The following is an 18,719-nucleotide window of genomic DNA, read 5'->3' as shown; positions in this document are numbered from 1 at the left end:
ATCGTCTACTCCCCGTCGTCGGCGGCCTTGCCGCCGTCCTTGATGATGCGGGCGATGTTCACCAGGCCGTGCTGTTCATACTGTGCCTCGGCCCACAGGGTGGTCTGGGTGCCTTCGTGCTTGACCATTCCGGGCGACACACCCAGGCGGAAGGCACCCGGCACCGGCTTGCCGTCGGGCGTACGCGGCAGGAAGTCCAGCGGGCTCGGTCCGTCGGAGGGGTAGACGATGCAGTCCGTGCCGACCGCCACCGGGAACAGGCCGACGGCGGTCGCGACCTTCATCAGCTTGCGATGCAGGTTGACCCGGGTCGTGGCCAGGACCGCCGCCCGGATGTCGGGGCGCCAGGTCGGGCGTGCCAGTGCCGGCCACGGCTCGAACAGCGGCGTACTGCGCGGGCGTTCGCGCAGCTTGCCGATGCCGCCCTTCGCCGTCGCCTTGATCGCCTTGAGTACGAGGGCCATCTCAGGGTCGGTCTGCTTGTGCACGGCCATCGCCTCCAGGAACGCCCCCTCCTCCATGCCAGGCGTCACCCCCAGGTCGGCCATCGTCTGCATGTAGGCGTCGCGCAGCCGCTGGTACCAGGCATCCAGGTAACTGCCGTGCTCGTAGCGGACGTACGCCTCCATCGGCGCGACGTCGTAACCGAGTTCCACGGCGTACGCGAGCGTGGGTGTGGCGTACCAGGCCGGGCCCTCGGGGCGCTCTCCCCTGGCCGTGAACGGGCTGGGCAGGCGTTCGTCCAGGGCGATGTGGGAAAGGTCGGCCAGCCAGGAGCCGGGCAGCTTCGGGTCGAACGCGGGGTTCGTGAGGTGGGTTGGCCCGCCAAGGCCCACGGTGAGCCGGTTCGCGGCGGCGGGGAAGGCCATGTTGACGTCGATGCCGACGACGAAGGGCTTCATGCACTCCTCGTCGGTCAGCGGCCTGCACCAGTCGTAGGACTCCTCCATCAGCATCTCTGCGGGAGTGCGCTGGTGGTGGCGTGCGAACCTGCCCTTGAGCATCGGGTGCCCATCGGGGACCTCGCACTCCACCGGCTCATGAACCACCGTCAGCGCGCCCGGCGCCGGGGCGCTGTGCCACTCCCCTGTGTTCTCGTCCTTCACCGCCCGGGTCGGCGGGTGCAGGGCGGTCATCAGTTCCAGACCGGTGACGGCCGTGGTGCCGCGCGGAGTCATCACGCGGGTGGCATAGGTGCCCAGGAACCGGGCCAGGTCCGCCGCCGCCATCGTGGGCAGCAAGGGGTTGTCCTTGTTGTCCCACTCGCGGGCATCGAGAGCGTTCCAGGACGGGATGCACAGCTGGACACAGTGCCGCCTGGCGCCTTGGGCCGGGCGGAAGATCCTCGCCCACGGGCCGAATCCGCGCTTGGTGAGCTGCCATTCGGCGCGTTCCAGCTGCTTGAGCACCTTGTGCCCGGCAGGGAGGCGTCCGGTGCGCCGTTCCTCTGGGGTGAGGGAGGCGGGCAGTTGGTAGCGCTCCAGCGCGGCAGGGGTCAGGACCAAGACCGGGTCGGCGTCGCGGCCGTTGCGGTGCAGGCGGGGCTGGCCCAGCCTCGCCTCCTGCAGCGTCCAGTCCACCAGTGCCGGGAGGGACTTGGCGGGTACGTCCAGGACCAGGCCGCCGACGCAGTACGCCACCGCTTGTCCGTCCTGGTCGCAGTCGATGACCGCGAGCGGGCCGTTCTCGAAGCGTGGGTCGGTGGCGGGCGGCGTGGGGGGCTTCTTCGCTGTCCCCTTCCTCGCCTCCGGGCGCCGGGGGGGTGACTGCGGGCTGGGGGTGGTCGTGGGGGGCGGTGATGGTGACATGGCCGGGGGCGGGACCGTTCGTGCCGGGGCCGGGTCGTTGAGCGGCTCCGGGGCTGCCGGAGCCGAGGGGGCGGAGGCCATGGGGGCTTCGGCGGGGGTTGCAGGGGCGGGAGTCGCGGGGAAGCGTGCGGCGAGGCCCTCCAGGAGCCGGGCGTAGGCGGCGCGCTTGGGCGGGCGCGGCTCGCTCCGGCCGCTCTCCCAGTTCCCGACCGCTTCCCTGCGCGCGTCCAGCGCGTTGGCGATCTGAACCTGACTCAGCCCGGCGGCCTCACGCAGGCGCTTGCGCTCCGCAGGCGCCGGGAGACCGTCCTGCGCGACATGCTCCAGCAGCGCGTCCACCGCGCCGAACAGCTCATCCTCCGTGGGCACAGAGCTCACCTCCGTCACACAACGTACACTCAACGCACCTTGAAACACTCATCCGATCGCACGTTAATCGCTCATTTCATGTGTGTGGCGGCCCGCGAAGTGACCGGAGTAGAGCCGTCGTTGGCGACGGACACACGGCGTCTGCCGGTTGCAGGCATCCAGGCCCCCGCGACGAGATGCCCGCAGGGGCCCGTTCCGGCATGCCGGCCGGAGGCATCGCGGTATCCCCAACTCAGTACCGACTTGGTCCAAGAACGCACAGCCCGACGATGCCGCTGTCCGCCGCGGACGACGCTCCCAATAGGCACTCACGCCCACCCGACATGAAGCATACGGCCGACTCTGCGCAGTCTCGATCTAGACATTTAAGGGCGTGTTCCGGACCAGAGGGCCGCACATGATTGCGGTGTACAGCCGCCTTACCGGATCTTCATGGGGCAAGCCCGAGAGATGAGACGGCGGAAGGTTTGTGCAGAGACAGGAAGGTGCGTTTTGGCGAGCCTTCTCTTGTCCCGTCGTGACATCTCCTACCCGTTTGAAAATTTGAATGAGGGAGAACTTGTGATCTCAAGGAAGAAGCGGGTTACCCGTTCCGTGGTCGTGGCCTTGGCGGCCACTGCCGCAGTCACGATGGCCATGCCCACGGGCAACGCCTTCGCTATCGACCACGTCGAATGCCGTGGCGGGGAGAGCTTCCTGAAGATTTGGTCGCACTCGGGTGGTCGCACCAGCGTGGACTGCTACGCCAACAAGGGTAGGACCTCCTTCGGCAACTGGTGGGTCGACCGTATTTCGACAGGAAACAACGATCTCATCTACTTCGATGAAAACGGTGACTCGGTACGCATCAATCGGTGGACCGACATCACTTTCCCGAACCGCCCGCCGCGGGTCAAGGACATCGAAATCCTTTAGTGGACGAGCGGGCCGGTGTGCCGGGAGGGCCACGCTGACTACGATCCTTCGCTGGTTCAATCACCCTCCCCGAGGGAACTGACTTCTCTGCGGGGACGCCCCCCTCTGCCCGGCTCGTGGATGCAGGCCACGCGACTTTCGCGCGGCCTGCATCGACCTCTTCTCGCCTATACAAGTCATCTATCAGCCTGTGCCGATCGCCAGCCAACGTCGAGAAGTGTGTGGGCGGACGGCCACTGCGCCTACTCCTGCTGTGCCGGTGCTGCTGCTCGGCCTTCTCCGGTATAGTGCGCAATGCTCGACAAGGTCTGCATCACGAAGATTTCCCGAGCAATTCCTGGATGAACCAGTTCTTGCCGGCCTGATTCTGGCCGTACAGGTATTCACGCCCACCGGAATTGTATGAGAATTGCACACGGTAAGAATTGCGCCAACTCCCCTCGCCGACCCGGCTCCCCATTGTTCCGTCGCCGTTCAACTGCTGCAGGAACCACTTGTCCGTAGTCATGTCCTGAGCATAGATGTGCGTCCTGCCGTCCACCGCGTAGGGAACAGTCACCTGGTACGGGTTCCTCCAGACGCCACTACCGGGCCCCTCGCCGAGTAGTGTGCTCGGAATCACCTTGCCGCCAGACTCCAACTCGCAAAGGAACCACTCTTTCGTGGCTGTACTGTGCGAATACATGTAGACTTTCTCATCAACGTAGAGCGGGATTTGAACATCGTACCCTCGAGGCCACGTCCCGACGTCGACGTTATCCGAAAGGCCATACCTGTAAACCTCGCCGGACTCGTCACGCTCATCCATTAGTTCCTTGACGGAATAGTCTCCTGTACGGACGTTCTGGCCGTAGATGTATAGACTGTTTCCTATTCGCAATGGAAACATGACGGAATATTCGTCATCCAGGGTCCCGTCTCCAAGCCTGCCGCCCATCTTGCCCCCGGATTTGAGTTCCCTGATGAACCAACTCTTACTACTGTCCGCTTTATGAGCAAAGCAAAGAGCCTTCCCGTCTGCACCGAGGTGGAACATCACGGGATAGACGTCACCCCAACTGCCATTATCGCTTTCGCTGCCCATTCTCCCATCAGACTTCAGCTCTTGGATAAACCAGTAGCCATTCACTTGGTTTTGACCGAAGAAGTAATTTCTTCCCTCAATTTGGAATGGAAACTGCGTCGCGTACGCGTTGCGCCACGAGCCGTCATCTGTCTCTTTTCCCATGTGTGAGGTTACCCATGGAAGTTTCGGCCAGCGGTTTGCCCACAGTATGGGGCCAGCCCTGAAGCTATTCTTCTCGTCAATGTTTGTGGGCTTTCCGTCCTGTCCGGGATCGATGCAGACCGACTGATCTCCCCTGATCAACCAGGCCCCCCACTTTCCGGTCAGCCCTCCCTTGTAGAAGAAGTCCATTGCGTCGATTCCCTCGTGGAACTGGGTGGGCAGCCTCGGCCACCGTTGAGCGATGGACATGGGCCCTGCCCTACCGCCGGGGCCGCTGCCAACCGACGCGGGTCTGCCATCGAGACGAGGGTCGATACAAATGGTTTGTTGACCTTTGATCAGCCATGCTCGCCAACCTGTACTGCCACCGAAATCATATGCGGTCATCGCGTCGATCCCCTGGTGGAACTCAGCGGGCAGCCTCGGCCAGCGCTGGGCAATCGACATCGGGCCAGCTTGGCCGCCAACGCTTGAATCGATGTCAGTAGGTTTTCCGTCCTGACCGGGATCGATACAGACCGTGGATTCTTCTTTGATCAAATACGCCCCCCATGCTCCGGTTATCCCTCCCAGGCTCACAAAGCTCATCGCATCGATTCCCCGATAGAACGGAGCGGGAAGCTTCGGCCAGCGTTCAGCGATAGTCATGGGGCCAGCTTTAGCGCCGGAGCCACCGCCAATGGATTCAGGTTTGCCGTCTTTGCCTAGATACGCACAAAGAGTCTGGTCATCCTTGATGAACCATCCCCCGATTCCTCTGGCCCATAAAGTGTACGAGGAACAAGTAATTTTAGGTCCGGTATATTCGACGCGGCTACTCTCCGAGTCCCAGACAGAGGTCCAGTCCTCGAAATCTAGCGACTCTGTCCCTCGGTGTCTCCCCCAGAGTTCGCCGTCCGATCCCACACAAAATACATACAGGTCTCGATTGCAGTGATCGGGAGAATAGATGCTGATGGCCTGAGGCGGTGATTCAAGGGTAATCCCTGGTGGCGCCTCGAGAGTAAGACGGTCAACGCTTGCATCCCCGCCATACAAGTTGAAGTCTATACCGAGTGCAAACCAGTGCTCTGTTCCGATCTCCATCGATTCGTAGTAGGCAAATGTCGCAGATGTAGAGAACGCGTCGTCGACACGAGAGACTACGTCCCAATCACCTTGATAATAGCGCTGGACGGCGCCATCTTCATCAATCATTAAGTTGGGGAACTCTCCCTGTGGGGCATAGGGGCCCAAGCGAATGCCTTTACTCCCGTCACCTCTTCCTAGATTTCTCCAGCTCTGTCGATTCCATCGATCGAAACGCCAAAGGTTCCCATCACTGCCGATCCCGAAGATTCGTAAACTTCCTGCGCCGTCCCCTCTCATACTCAGGTCGGCCGTAAGCGAAACCGCATCGGACGGCTTCCCGTAATTGATCCAACCCCAATCAGAATAATCACTAGTCCAGAGCTCTATCAGTTCGCCAGTCTCGCCGACAGCAAATACTCCCATATAGTTGTCCTGGCTGCTATCACAGCAGCCAATTGGCGTTCCCATCAGCTTCGGGTAGTCAGCAGGCGTTACATGTCTAGCCCAATGCATATTTACATGGCCCACATCGGTGGAGTACCGCTCCACCAAGTTTCCACTGATATCAATCGCCCATACGCCCTGGTACTTGTCGTCGTCCCATAACATTGTCGGCGTTGATATCAGCGGCACGTGCGGATCGTAAACACCGTGGTCCTCCCATTCCCAGCTGGTGTTCTGATGCCGACGGAGCTCAGATAGCCCACCTTTGTCGGTAACCACCCAAAGGCCATAATAATCATGTCTTTTCGAAAACCCTGAGCCCGGTCGTAACGTGGCAAGACGGCGTCCCATCATTTCACCTCAAGGTTCATTTCATTCAGTAACTCAGTGGCTGGTGGTATCTCCGTTGGCGTTCTGCATGATCTAAAACTCCATCGCCGTATGAAGGGCTTCTTCCCTGTTCAGCAACCTGCTTCCCATCGAGGTGATGCTATAGAGACTTCTATGTCCACCTCTGAGGGTTGGCCCTCGCATTGAGTTCCATCCCGGTCGTCCTCGCCGACGTCGGTGGGTCGGGCCTTGGCCAAGCCTTGGCTGTTGGTCTTGGCGACTTCAGCTCGCGACGCGTGTCCGCCCTGGGCCGTCCCTGCCGGCACCCTTTCCGACTCAACCGCGCCCGCCTCCTCGACGCCGACGGCCACCTACCCCGGCAGCCAGTGAGCTGATCGTTCGCAGCAAGGCCTCGGAGCATGGGCGACGCAGCCGGGCCGGGGAGGGCGGGCCGCCAAGACGAGACATAGAAATCGATACCGCACCGCCCAGGAGGGAGGACTGCTGCGCTTCGGGAAGAAGGCACCCTAGCTCGATGGAGTTCGTATGACGCAGATCATTAATGCAGACGACGCCAATCGAATACGACGAAGCGTCGGCAGAGGGCAGCCGTTGGGGCAAAGGCTCAGAACAACCCTCGGGAAATACTTTGCAATGGATCTCAGTGAAATCAGAGTGCATGCCGAGTGCGATGGAGACGCGTTGGCGCGAAAGTTTGATGCACATGCCTTCACCGTGGGGTCTGACATATTTTTCCGGCGTGGGTGCTTCAATCCAAACACTCGGGATGGTCTGGGATTAATCGCCCATGAGATAACACATGCGATACAGCAAGCCAGCCGGCCCAGTGCAGTTGGGCCTGATTGGATCGCATCTCATGATGATGCCTCAGAGTCTGCTGCCAAGTGCGTAGCAGATCAGATAATCAAAGGTTCGATGATTAAGTATCACGGACCAGCGCCCCGAAGAACTCCACTGGATGGCTCGCTCCTGGTGCAATGCCATTCTACTTGGGAGCATTGGCTGTGCAGCAACATGGATGCCGACGTGCTTGACGACATGGCAAATGGCAGGGGAGCCTCCCATTCGGAGGGTATTCGTTATAACATCCAGCAGTTGTGGGCGAACAACTCAAATCCGAATGTATCCACGATCAAGAATATTCTTCCGCGGATCTCCTGCGTTACGATGGAAAACGGTCTCACGTTTACCGCAGGGGATATCGCGAGCCTGCCTGACTACTTGGCAAGCCCGAGTGAGTTCGACATAGGTTCCACCCGTAATCGTGGCATTGTACTGGGGATCGTCCAGAGTGCACGGCAAGAGGCATTCAACCGCATCGACAAGAAGCTCCTCAACGGACCGGGGAACCGAGAATTTACTCAAAGTATCTATGCGGACTTCTGGCCCGACCTCGGAATCTTTGATGAGCTGGCCACCGACTTGAATGCCATGTCTTTCGTCAATCGAATGGAGAGTCAGACGGCCAACCTCGGACCGCAGAGCAGAGATCACTATAAGGGGATGCTGGCCAGGAACGCGTCTCACTTCGTCCCCTTCTCCTGGTGGCGCTGGCGTCTGTGGTACGACAAGGCCGTCACTGCAGCTCAGAGGGCGTATGCGAACTATCAAGGAAACGGACTGGAGTGGGCCCGCCACGCATACTGGTACTGCGGCTACGCAAATCACTTCCTCCAGGATTCCTTCGCAGCAGGTCATCTCATCAATAAGACTATGGTGATGCAGTGGCATATATCATGGCTGAAGCGGCAAACAACCAGCCCGAGCGTACCCAACTGGGATAAAGTCAAGTATTTAACGGAAGGTTTGCAGGACAAACTCTCAGGAAGGTATCTGTACGACCTCACGGACCCGGATAAAATTACAGTAACGGATCCAGAAACGGGGCAAGAAAATACTAGCTATGATGCCCGAGTTGCCGCATCCGGCGTCAAGGAGAACCTGCACGGAACTCGGCAAGAGAATTACCAGGCATATCTCCAGATGCTCGCCTCTAGTGTTATCCAGCTATGTGGAGCAGCATCAGTCCACGATTACCTCAATAACACGTCCCTATGGGTGAGCTCGCCGGCCCACCCGGATCCGTACCAGGTCTGGGGTGACGAAACCCTGCTGGCTGGCGGCGAAGGCGCGCAGGAGATCGTCACAACTACTAAATTGTCTTGGGATTCTATCGAGAGTATCGTCACCACCGGGACGACGGGGGTTACCCCTGAAAGCATTAAGAGATGCTTCCCTGACAGGATTTCATTCGAAAGGGACTCGCTGCGTCGGGGAATTCAAGATTTTCATGATCTTTACCTATGGCCGCTATGCACGAAAAGCATATTCCCCAAGGCTTACGGCGTGAAAGCAACGATGCTGGATGCGTTTTCTTCGACCCTCGGGAAGGTATCTATCGATTAATATCGACCAGCCGTCTGCGGCCACGAGCCCTTCAGCACAAGGCCGGATGGTGAGGGCGGGTGCGGGCCAGTAGTCCCGTTGCCGCACCCTCCCCTCAATGTCCAAACGCGACGGCGTCGCCCTACAGCCGCGCCAGTTGTCGGGGCTGCAACAGCCCCCACTGGGCGTAGGCCTTGCTCTCGGGCTTGGGCTGCCAGGGGGTGCCGGTCCAGTTGTGGGCGACGTCGATCACGATCCGTCCGTTCAGGACGGACACGCGGAAGGGCAGCTTCTCGCGGACGCCCAAACCGATCTGCGTCATGCCTTCGAAGGTGCCTCCGTACCGCGCGTCCCGGAGGGTGCGGTACCCGGCGAGATCCACACCGGGCAGCTTCTTCCCCGCCGTGGCGGGATAGGTGGTGGCGCCGGTGCTGACGTTGTACGCGGGTGCGTGCACGCTGACCTGGATGATGGCCCCGCCGGACACCGGCACGACCTCGCCGGATCCGTCCATGGCGAACTTGTCGACGTACCTGACGTAGTAGCCGAGTTCGCCGACGGCAGCCTTGGGAACGTCGATGACCACGCGGTCCCAACAGCCGTGTTGCCCGGTCCTGACATTCGTCAGGGGATTTAACGTGCTCAGGGCCCGAGTCTCGGCGAGACTGCCCCACGCGATGGGACAGGCCGCCGCCTGTGCAGTGGTGACCTCGGAGGCCTTGGCGGGGGCCGCCACCGCCCCTGCCAGTACGACAGTCCCGGCGGCGAGGGCCGCAGTCTTCTTCCAGGTCATGGCATCCTCCTGACGTTCTTCTGATAAATGCTTGTACGTCAGAATTGCCATATTGTGGCCCAATAGTTGGGTGCCACCCTTGGCGTACACCCACATGGGTCGCAGCCGGGTCAGCCAGTCACCTCGACGTTCGCTGTCACCGTACCGAGCTCATCGGCTCGGCCATCGGTCAGCGCGTCCATTGCTGCCTTCGAGAGCACAGCGCCGCTTTGGGCACGGTCGACGGCGGTAGCGGTGATTGTTCTCCCGCCATAGCTGATTCGTACCTGCGCTCCACAGTACGGGGAGTTCCAGCCCGCGATTTGGTCGATCGCCACGGCATAGGGAAAGCTCTCCACCTCTCCCAAGGTTTGCCACCCGTACTCGTGATGAGTCCGTTGGAGCCGTCCGAGCAGTCAAGGACCCGGAGTGTCAGATTGGGGTCGTCATAGCGGGGGTCGTAGCCGACCGTTTTCTGCGCCGCGAGGCCCGCAGAGCGAACGGCTGTCGTCCGTCGTATGTCCCGTTGATCCCCTGCTGCCGACGCTGCCACGGCGTCAATCGGCGCGCATACCCGTCTCAGCCAATTGGGGGTTGAGTCGGCACGCAGTCTTCGGCGGCTTCAACTCGGCCGTTGATGGTCCGAGGTGCCGGATGCCTCACGAGCACGGGCCCTGCCTCATGTGGTCTGAGGCAGGGCCCGCCGTGGGGTCGGCTACCAGAGGATGCGGGCTCCGCCCGATGTTCCGGGTGTTCCGGGTGCGTCAGTTGCGCCGCCGGTGCCCCCGGTGGCGATGCCGCCGGGAGCCTGACCGCCCGGTGCGGTGCCGGAACCGTAGTCCACGGTGGTGACGTTGGCGTCGCGCACGAGAGGTTTGCCGGCGGAGCCCCCACCGCCACCACCGGCGGCGGCTCCACCGCCACCACCGGCGCCGTGGCCGCCGAAGCCGGCGCCTCCACCACCGCCGCCACCACTCTGACCGCTGCCGCCACCGCCACCGCCGACACCGCCGGCGGAAGGCGTACCGCCACTGATGTAGGCGGGGCCTCCGCCACCACCGCCCCCACCGACGCCACCACCATCGCCACCACCGCCGTTGGAGCCGTAGCCGCCCTGGGCGACGCCTCCGCCGCCTCCGACGCCGCCACCGGCACCGGCGCCTCCGCCACCGCCCTGGCCGCCCACGCCGTCCGCACCGGGTGCACCGCCTGAGCCGGGTGCGCCGTTGCCCTGGCCGTAGTCACCAGCGCCGGCGCCGCTGCCGCCCCAGTAAGGGTTGTTACCGGTGGAGCCATGGCCGCCATAGCCCTGCATGCCCGCGACGCGGCCGTCGCCGCCGCCATCGCCACCACCGGCACCACCGACGGCACCGCCGCCGTCGGAGCCGCCGCCACCGCCGCCGCCTCCTCCGGGGGCGATCAGGACGGACTCACTGGTGACGGCAAGGCTGGTGTACTCGCCTGGTTTGCCGATGCTGATGGTGAGGGTCTGGCCCTGAGCGGCGGGGAACGCGGAGTCTCGGAGGTAGACGCCGGGACCGCCGTTGCCGCCGGGGCCGCCGGGCCCGTACTGGCAGGTGGCGCCACCGTCGCCGCCCCAGCCGCCAGGTCCCCAGAGTTCCACGCTGAGGGTGTCTACGCCCGCGGGAACGGTGTAGGTGTGGTCGCCCGGCTCGGTGAACAGGGCCATATTCGCGGTGGTGGTGCTGAGGGTGACGGGGCACCAGGTGGTGTCTTTGACGAGACAGCCGCTGTTCTGTTCCCCGGAGTCGGTGAGTTTTGTGGTGGCCCAGCTGATGCCGTTGTCGAGAGCGGCGGGCAGGCCGGTCCAGGTGGTGGCGATGGCGGGGTTGTAGCTTCCCCAGCCGCCGGTCTCACCCTTCCAATGGTCTGGTTTGAAGGTGTCCGCGTCGAATGATTCGCAGTTGGCGCCGGAGAAGAACCAGATCTTGTTGTCGGTAGGTGAGTAGAGGGCTGCGTCGACCGAGGGGAAGGGGAACTCGCCGCCGTTGCTGTTGAAGTCGTAGCCGAAGACGTCCTTGATGGGGCGCGCCTGGGTATCAGTGTTCCGGACGTGCCCGGTGGCTCTGGCGACGGAGACCCGATAGCACTGGCTGCCTTGGAAGAGGTGAACTGTGTAGGGGTCACCCGTACAGAGCGCCGCGTCCAGCGGTTTCGTGCCGTCAAAGAGATACGGATCCGACGTATCGCTGAAGACGTTGATGCCACCGAGCAGGTCGGTCAGCGTACCGGTGTCGAGGGGAGCGTCTCCCGTCCAGGGCTTACCGGAGGCAGGGTCCCAGGCGTAGCGCTCGTAGGTGACTCCGCCCATACTGTCGATCCCGCTCAAGCAGTACATGCTGGGCGGCACCGGGTTACCCCCGGTGCTGCGGTCAGCGCCTTGATAGGGGAGATGGCGGCCCACGGAACATACCGCGTCATACGACTTCATCGCTGTCATCACTCAGGTCCTTACACTCACGCCGCAGCACTCGATGCCCCACCGGGTATGACCGGTGCCGGGAGCGACGACTCCAGCGTCGAATGCTTTTCCTTCCCCCTCTTCCTATGTCGCAATTCGCTGTCATCCCTCGGGCAGCGGGGGTGACTTCTCGACCGGGCGGGAATCCGCTGGGCTCAGCCCTTCCCGTTGCCTGCGTACGACGCCGTGCACGGGCACGACGGCACGTGGCACAGCAGCACACCCTCCGGAAGGGTCCAGAGCTATGGCCACGGAGCACGCCGGGCGGCTCCGGAGGATGACGGGCCGGCTCGTCACACGGTGACGAGCAAAGCGGACAACGGACGCGGCCCCCGGGCGTGAGTCGAGACGCCGAATCTCTCGCTCAACTGCCCGGGGGCCTGGTCCCCTGTCCGTCCTGTCATCACCGGTCAGTGGACGAACTGAAGGTACTTAGTGATTGGTGCCCGACGCCCACACGGCGCGGCTGCCGTCGTAGATGACGACGTTGCCGTCATCTTGGATCACCAGACGCGAGCCTGGGCGGCCCGCCGTATTCGATGCCCATACCGGACGGTTCGAGCGGGTGTAGACGACAAGGTTGCCGTCCGTCTGAAAGCGGGCCGTCCATCCCTGCCCCACGGTGTTGGACGCCCACCGGGCACGATTGAACTCGTCGTAGATCACGAGGTTGCCGTCCGACTGCATGACCAGCCGGGCCGTGTCTGAACTGACAGACTGATTGTGGTGGAGAGTGAACGGTGCATGGCGTACTTGGTTCGCCTCAGCTCCTGGCTTCACTGAATCGGCCACAACCCCCGAAGCGGCATGGTCCAACGGCGCGGCGTTCGCCTGGCCGACAAGGCCCAAGGTGGTAATTGCCGCCGTCAACAGCAGCGCTGCGACTCTCTTGCCCACTAAACACTCCCTGGCTCAGGCAGGTAACTCTTCCGTTACCGCCCCCAGACCCTGGCACCAATTCAATGAGAACAGGGGTGGCTCCGCACGCGGTTGACGCATTCGCGTCCCCAGATGGCCGGAAGGCGCGCGCGTCGTGGGCGGGACTTGAGTAGCCGGGCCAGGCCAACCACTATCAAGCCAATATCCATGACGATCAGGTCTCCGATAATGTCTAATAGCAGGCTTCTCCTCCGGGGCCACATGGTCAAGCTTCTGGGGAAGTTGCGGGAGAAACTGTTTTCCCTCTCCTCACCCCTCCCCGTCTTTAGAACTGGGAGGATTTCAACCATCTACGGTCCTCTCCAACCGCAGCCCTGGCCCTAGCTCCTGCACACCCGGCGGTCGGGATCAGGCCTGGCAGAGCCGCAAGCGGACAGGGAGTCAAGAAATGCAGTAATGGCGGTAATTCGCCTTCAGCCGGGTTTCATACTCCGACATGCTTCGGTGTCCGGACGCTCCGGCTGCTCCGACGCGCCACCAGGCGTCGGCGCCATGGGCAGGACAGGGAGGGAATGCGTCGATGACCACTGTGCGCCTCGGAAGCATCCGGGAATCGGCGCCGTAACGGGATCCATCACGCCAGCCCCCCCCCCCCCCACCATCCCCTCACTACGTGCGACTCGTGAGGGCTGCACTGGTAATCGGAGACAGGTACGGGACCGATTGTCTGTGCACGGATGCCTGTCTCGGGACATGGGAGCGGACGATGAACCGAATTCAACATTCCCACCTACTCTTCAAGGAGGGTTGGAAATGAGAAGAAGACATTCGCGAACCACTGCGGCGGTTCTGGCTACGGTATGCGCCATTTCCTGTCTCACGGGCATGGCTGCTGCCTCCGCCGCACCGCCGCCCGCAGAGAATCTCGCCTCGACACTGGTGAACAAGACCGGCACGACCATCACTGTCGTCGCCGGTGTGGGCCGGGGTAACACGATCACCGTATGGCAGAGCGGCGGCAGCATCAGGATCAGGGATACCGGAGACGTGGTCGCACCGTCCGGCACCTGCATCGCCATCAGCGCGACCGAGGCGGCCTGCCCTGCCGTCGGCACCACCGAACTCGTGGTCAACGCGGGTGATCAGAACGACAACGTCGCCTCGTCACTGCCCAGCCTCGGCACCACCCTCATTGGCGGCCCGGGCGACGACAACCTTTACGGCGGTTCCGCCAACGACACCCTCCAAGGCGACGAGGGCTCCGACTTCCTCTCGGGCGACGCGGGCAACGACACGCTCATCGGAGGAGCCGAGGCGGACAGGATCTTCGGCGGCGCGGGCAACGACTCCGTCGAGGGGCGCGGCGGCGCAGACCTCATCAACGGCAACGCCGGAAACGATGTGATCGAAGGCGGCAACGGCAGCGAGCAGATCGTCGCCGGCCCAGGCAACGACTACGCCGACGGCGGCAATGGCCGGGCCGCGATCGACGCCGTGGACAACGTCGGCGGCAACGACTATGTCGAGGGCGGCCCGCAAGCGGACAACTGCCGTGCCGACCTGGGCGACAGCATCAGCGGTTGCCCGTGATCAGCACGCGGGCGGAATCCACCGACCCCGGCAGCTGGGCACGACACGACGAAACGAAGGGCGAACACTGATGAAGACACGGCGCATCTGCACCATGACCCTGGCCGTCGGCGCACTCGTCGTCGCCTCGCAGGTCGGCGCCGCCTCCGTGGCCGGCGCGGTGCCCGGCGGCGGGGAAAGAGCCGGCACCACGGTCGTCGAGGAGGTCGGCAGCAGCCTGATCGTCACGGCCGACGAGGGGGTGGCGAACGACATCACCGTCCAGCGGCGGGGCAACGTCGTCCTCGTCACGGACACCGGTGACACGGTCGCGGCGGTCGCCCCCTGCCGGGCGAGCTCGGACCACACGGCCGAATGCCCCTTGCCCGTCACGGCCGTTCGCGTCAACGGCAAGGACGCCGACGACGAGGTCACCATCTCCCCCAATGTCGACGCTGCCGGCACGGTGATCGGTGGCGAGGGCGACGACCGGCTCAACGGTGGTCCGCGGGCAGACCGGCTCATCGGTGACGACCCGGCGTCCTTCGGCCTGCTGGCGACTCCCGGCGACGACACCATCAACGGCGGACCGGGCAACGACACCATCTCCGGCCTGGCGGGCAACGACACCATCAACGGCAACGCCGGAAACGACACCCTGGGCGGCGACAGCGGCAACGACACTCTCAACGGAAACCAGGGCAACGACACCGCCACCGGCGGCAGCGGGAACGACACGCACAACGGCGGCGAGGGCAATGACACCCTCAACGCGGTGGACGGCATGATCGCCAACGACAGCCTCGACGGCGGCCTCGGCTTCGACACCTGCAACCGCGACACCGGCGACACAGCCATCAACTGCCCCTGAGTAAACCCCGGTCGTACAGCGCATTCGCCGGATGACCGACCGGTACCGGGCCATGACGGCGCTTCGCGGACTTCTGCGGAGCGCCGTCTCGATCGTCTGTCGGACCTGCCTGGGATGGTGGTTCCAGCAACTTCCGGAGCCAAAGGTCGCCAAAAACCAGCGGCACTTCGACGACAAGGTCGGTGGGAGACGTGACGTCCCGCTGGACGTCCGTACGCAGCGGGTCGACGCCACGGTGGAGTGGCTGGTCAAATCTGGTGCCACCGGCTGCGGATGAAGGACGAGCCGGACATGGGGCTCCACGCCGCCGGGCAGGACCCCGGACAACGCATTCGGCGTCGTCTGATTGGACTGATTCGACGTCGCCTCAGGCCGTTGCGACGATGTGGAAGGCGCAGCTGTGGCGGTGCCGGTACAGCTGCGAAGGGACTGCACACGGATCAGTGGTACGGGACAGCCGTACATCCCGGAACGTAGACCTGCTGCCGACCGGACTCCTCGCCAGTGTGCCGTGAACGGAATGCCGCCGTTCGATTTCACAAGGGCACAATTTTGCGTCGTTTGCTTCGACTGTAGGGTCTCGGACCTCTGTACGGCGTCGTTCTGGCGGCCTTCTATTGTCCCTACCCACAGATACTGCCGATAAGCAGGCAACCCTGCGGGTGATAGTCAGCAATAACTGCATCGGCCTCTGGTATCGGGACCGGAGTCCCGGAGGGCATCCGCCCTCTGCCTGCCCAGACAAACCCCTGGCGAGGCCCGCCCGTTGACGGTCGCGGGACGGCTTGCCGACAACAGCACCGTGCAGGGCAGACAGATCCCGGGGGTCGCGGGCCCGCAGGGACCCTGATCGGCCGGTCAGAAGAAGGAGCGAGGCGAAGGAATCAGCCACTGGAGCCATGCGTGCGGCGGCCATGACGCACACGGTCTCCCGCCTCCGCCTCACCCACGCGGCCGCCAAAACGCGAACTCGTGGTACGCACCCAAGAAGGCAGGACGACATGATGAAGGACGACGAAACCGTGCGGTCGTTGCAGCGCACGACCATGGCAGGGAAGCCCTGCAGCTCCGTCGGCAGCGGCTTCATCACCCGTGGCGCGAACAGCGTGGAGAGCATGCAGCTCTCCATGGCGGGCGCTCTGCTCGGCCATGCTTCCAACCTGCTCGCCGACTCCAGGGCCACCCCGACTCAGCTCCGCTTCCTGCTGGCACGGGTGAACGAGGCTCTGCGGGACGTGCACCAGATCGCAGAAGGCCGAGTCGCTCGTATCCCCCTGCCGGATCAAGCCCCGGACGGGTCCGACGGCGCCGCGGCCGGTGGCTGCGCGCCTCACGTTCCGGCGGAATCGTCCGAATGACTTCGCTCATCGCCGCCGCGCGCAGGAGCCCCGACGGCGCGTTCCTGACGGCTAGCGGCGTGGCGGCACGGGTTGACGCCTCTGGCACTTTTCCATACCCATCGGACTCTCTTCCGTACCTGGACGCTCTTCGCCTTGCCGGGCAGCACAGCAGCAGGTCAATCAACTCAGAGGGGAGGTCCAGTCCATGCCGACCGACTCCGTGATCCTCATCGTCGACGACCACAAGGACACCGTGTTCGCACTGGAGAGTGCGCTGGCCTCTCTGGGCCACCAGATGATGAGCGCGACCAACGGCGACGACGCCCTGAAGGTGGCGCTGCGCGAGGACGTCGGGCTCATCCTGCTCGATGTGCAGATGCCGGGCGTGAGCGGTCTTGACGTTGTGCGCTATATGCGCCATCTGGACCAGACACGTTCCATCCCCATCATTCTGCTGACCGGTTTCGACGTCAGCCGCGAGATCGCCGACACGGCCTTCCAGCTCGGCGTGGCCGACATCGCCGTCAAGCCCATCACCCCACTGGTGCTGCGCACCAAGGTCCACCATCTCTTCGTAACCCACCAGCAGCTGAAATCCCTGCAACTGGAGAACGACGAGCTCCGGGCCCAGTTGAAGGACGGGCCTGTCGGACCGATCAGCAACGGTCGCTTCGGACTGTGGCACACCCCCGACCTCAGCAGGCAGATCAGCGGCGGCACCGCTGAACATGCTCAACTCGAGTTCTGATTCAGGCCCTTGGCACGGTGCGGCCCACCGTGGTGAAGAAGGCAGCAGGCCCTCGGAAAGGTGAGGTGTTTCGGGCATGCCCGAAGCACCTGTCGGCGCGCGGTGGGGCGGCCGCAGACTCCGGTCACGTGTAGAGGCGGAGCCAGAAGCAGAGGCAGACGCCGTCGGACGTGAACTCGAAGTCGAGGGACGGGGACAGCTGTGCGTGGAAGGGCTATCGGCCCTCGGCGCGTGCTTGTGGTGTGGGGTCTGCTCCTCACCGTCGTCGCCGCAGCCTGCGGCGAGGCCCCCACGGTCGACGACGATCCCCCCAGGAAAGCCACCGGGCGGGAGCTCGCGCTGCTGGACCGGGCCGAGGACGTCCTCGTCCGCCGATGTATGGCACGGCACGGCTTTCGGTACCGGACGGCCACGAGCGTCACACCGGATGAGCTGCGCGACTTCCCGCACGTGGTGGACGACCTGGCCTGGGCCCGCAGGCACGGCTATGGCGGAGGCCTGCTGCGCAAGGCTCAGCGGCAGCGCGCGGAGAGGCCCAACTCCGCCTATGTGCAACGCCTTTCCCCCGAACGCCGGCACGCCTACGCCACCGCCCTGTCCGGGGACGGGGCCAAGGCCATGGAGATCACGATCCCGTCCGGCGGGACGATCGGCCAGTCCAGTACGGGCTGCCTGGCCGAAGCCAAGGGCAATCTCTACGGCGGCCTCCGCGAGTGGTTCCGGGCCGAGACTCTCGCCTCGAACATTCCCGATCATGCTGACGAGGTCCGCCGCCACCCGGACTTCCGCTCCGCCGTGCGTCAGTGGTCGGACTGCATACGTGCGAAGGGCCACCCCTACCACTGAGGTCCGGCTTGCCACAGCGGAGGCCGCCTGCGCGCGCAGCACTCCTCTCGCCGCCACGGCGCACCGCCTGACGCGGCATTATGCGCGCGCCGACCAGGAGACGTACGGCGCGGTGATCGAAGCCAGGGACCAGATGCGGCTGGCCGCGCTGGACCGCGCCAGAGAGCTTGCGGGGTGAAGCCGGGCCCGCCGCACCTGGGCGTGCGGGATCAAGGGGGGCACGGTGTCGGACCGCACCACATGGAACCCCATCACCACATGGAACCCCATCGAGGGATCCAGGGATCAAGAGGAGAGATCAGTCATGAGAAAGCTCAAGTCGGCACTGGCGGCCACGGCCTCCATCGCCTTCATCGGTGTGACGGCACCGGCACAGTGAACATGTACGACGCGACCGACTGCGGCGGGTCCGCGATGTGCAAGGACTACGACAGCGACTACCGCACCGGCGGAGCCTGCACCGGCGACGACAACGACACGTCCTCCCTCGTCAACCTGGGCTGGAGCCACCCCCGTCAGAACGTGCAGCTCTACAAGCTACGGCTACGGCGGGCGGTTCATCGGCTGCCTCCATCGGGGCCAGTACTGGAAGGCGTTCGAAACCGGCAACAACTCGGTCTCGTCCCACCGATGGTCCACCT

General features: G+C 63.7%; 14 protein-coding genes. 8 read left to right on the top strand and 6 right to left on the bottom strand.

Annotated elements, in window-relative coordinates:
• Positions 1–5 precede the first annotated feature (5 nt).
• Positions 6–2,177 (bottom strand): telomere-associated protein Tap, encoded by a 2,172-nt coding sequence (tap, locus tag ACIBKX_RS33750; RefSeq protein ID WP_363276320.1) that lies wholly within the window; start codon positions 2,175–2,177, stop codon positions 6–8.
• A gap of 561 nt (positions 2,178–2,738) precedes the next feature.
• On the opposite strand from tap, the gene ACIBKX_RS33745 reads away from it, so the two are divergent.
• Entirely contained in the window at positions 2,739–3,092 is a 354-nt protein-coding gene (locus ACIBKX_RS33745; protein WP_363276347.1) for a beta/gamma crystallin domain-containing protein, read from the top strand.
• 313 nt (positions 3,093–3,405) lie between these two features.
• Here the strand turns inward: ACIBKX_RS33745 and ACIBKX_RS33740 are convergent, their stop codons facing one another.
• Positions 3,406–6,024, bottom strand: a complete 2,619-nt coding sequence (locus ACIBKX_RS33740; protein ID WP_399376798.1) for a hypothetical protein — start codon at positions 6,022–6,024, stop codon at positions 3,406–3,408.
• Between the two features lie 687 nt (positions 6,025–6,711).
• On the opposite strand from ACIBKX_RS33740, the gene ACIBKX_RS33735 reads away from it, so the two are divergent.
• Positions 6,712–8,592 (top strand): DUF4157 domain-containing protein, encoded by a 1,881-nt coding sequence (locus ACIBKX_RS33735; RefSeq protein WP_363276322.1) that lies wholly within the window; start codon positions 6,712–6,714, stop codon positions 8,590–8,592.
• 121 nt (positions 8,593–8,713) lie between these two features.
• On the opposite strand, the gene ACIBKX_RS33730 is transcribed toward ACIBKX_RS33735, so the two are convergent.
• The 4 genes from ACIBKX_RS33730 to ACIBKX_RS33715 form a co-directional block, all read right to left on the bottom strand.
• Positions 8,714–9,364, bottom strand: coding sequence for a hypothetical protein (locus ACIBKX_RS33730; protein WP_363276323.1), 651 nt, complete (start codon positions 9,362–9,364; stop codon positions 8,714–8,716).
• A gap of 110 nt (positions 9,365–9,474) precedes the next feature.
• Positions 9,475–9,702, bottom strand: coding sequence for a hypothetical protein (locus tag ACIBKX_RS33725; protein WP_363276324.1), 228 nt, complete (start codon positions 9,700–9,702; stop codon positions 9,475–9,477).
• A 356-nt stretch (positions 9,703–10,058) separates the two neighbouring features.
• The gene (locus ACIBKX_RS33720) at positions 10,059–11,675 is read right to left on the bottom strand and encodes a hypothetical protein (RefSeq protein WP_363276325.1); all 1,617 of its coding nucleotides are present in this window, start codon (positions 11,673–11,675) and stop codon (positions 10,059–10,061) included.
• Positions 11,676–12,257: 582 nt separating this feature from the next.
• Positions 12,258–12,722: a hypothetical protein gene (locus tag ACIBKX_RS33715; RefSeq protein WP_363276326.1), complete on the bottom strand. Its 465-nt coding sequence runs from the start codon at positions 12,720–12,722 to the stop codon at positions 12,258–12,260.
• Positions 12,723–13,589: 867 nt separating this feature from the next.
• On the opposite strand from ACIBKX_RS33715, the gene ACIBKX_RS33710 reads away from it, so the two are divergent.
• The 6 genes from ACIBKX_RS33710 (at position 13,590) to ACIBKX_RS33685 (ending at position 18,078) form a co-directional block, all read left to right on the top strand.
• Entirely contained in the window at positions 13,590–14,294 is a 705-nt protein-coding gene (locus ACIBKX_RS33710) for a hypothetical protein (protein WP_363276327.1), read from the top strand.
• Positions 14,295–14,364: 70 nt separating this feature from the next.
• Complete coding sequence (locus ACIBKX_RS33705; RefSeq protein ID WP_363276328.1) at positions 14,365–15,144, top strand: calcium-binding protein; 780 nt, start codon at positions 14,365–14,367, stop codon at positions 15,142–15,144.
• Between the two features lie 31 nt (positions 15,145–15,175).
• Complete coding sequence (locus tag ACIBKX_RS33700; RefSeq protein ID WP_399376794.1) at positions 15,176–15,421, top strand: hypothetical protein; 246 nt, start codon at positions 15,176–15,178, stop codon at positions 15,419–15,421.
• Between the two features lie 724 nt (positions 15,422–16,145).
• Complete coding sequence (locus ACIBKX_RS33695) at positions 16,146–16,502, top strand: hypothetical protein (RefSeq protein WP_363276329.1); 357 nt, start codon at positions 16,146–16,148, stop codon at positions 16,500–16,502.
• Positions 16,503–16,689: 187 nt separating this feature from the next.
• The gene (locus tag ACIBKX_RS33690; RefSeq protein ID WP_363276330.1) at positions 16,690–17,232 is read left to right on the top strand and encodes a response regulator; all 543 of its coding nucleotides are present in this window, start codon (positions 16,690–16,692) and stop codon (positions 17,230–17,232) included.
• Positions 17,233–17,463: 231 nt separating this feature from the next.
• Positions 17,464–18,078, top strand: coding sequence for a hypothetical protein (locus tag ACIBKX_RS33685; RefSeq protein ID WP_363276331.1), 615 nt, complete (start codon positions 17,464–17,466; stop codon positions 18,076–18,078).
• The last annotated feature ends 641 nt before the right edge of the window (positions 18,079–18,719 follow it).

It is taken from the genome of Streptomyces sp. NPDC050658 (genome assembly GCF_044457025.1).
GTDB lineage: Bacteria > Actinomycetota > Actinomycetes > Streptomycetales > Streptomycetaceae > Streptomyces.
The sequence above is the reverse complement of the archived record's forward strand: the minus strand, read 5'-3'. Positions and strand labels throughout refer to the sequence as shown.

Coding starts and splice junctions, on each gene's coding strand:
- ACIBKX_RS33700 (WP_399376794.1), top strand. CDS start 15,176: ATGACCGACCGGTACCGGGCCATGACGGCGCTTCGCGGACTTCTGCGG.
- ACIBKX_RS33720 (WP_363276325.1), bottom strand. CDS start 11,675: ATGGGCGGAGTCACCTACGAGCGCTACGCCTGGGACCCTGCCTCCGGT.
- ACIBKX_RS33710 (WP_363276327.1), top strand. CDS start 13,590: ATGGCTGCTGCCTCCGCCGCACCGCCGCCCGCAGAGAATCTCGCCTCG.
- ACIBKX_RS33695 (WP_363276329.1), top strand. CDS start 16,146: ATGATGAAGGACGACGAAACCGTGCGGTCGTTGCAGCGCACGACCATG.
- ACIBKX_RS33730 (WP_363276323.1), bottom strand. CDS start 9,364: ATGACCTGGAAGAAGACTGCGGCCCTCGCCGCCGGGACTGTCGTACTG.
- ACIBKX_RS33735 (WP_363276322.1), top strand. CDS start 6,712: ATGACGCAGATCATTAATGCAGACGACGCCAATCGAATACGACGAAGC.
- ACIBKX_RS33690 (WP_363276330.1), top strand. CDS start 16,690: ATGCCGACCGACTCCGTGATCCTCATCGTCGACGACCACAAGGACACC.
- ACIBKX_RS33705 (WP_363276328.1), top strand. CDS start 14,365: ATGAAGACACGGCGCATCTGCACCATGACCCTGGCCGTCGGCGCACTC.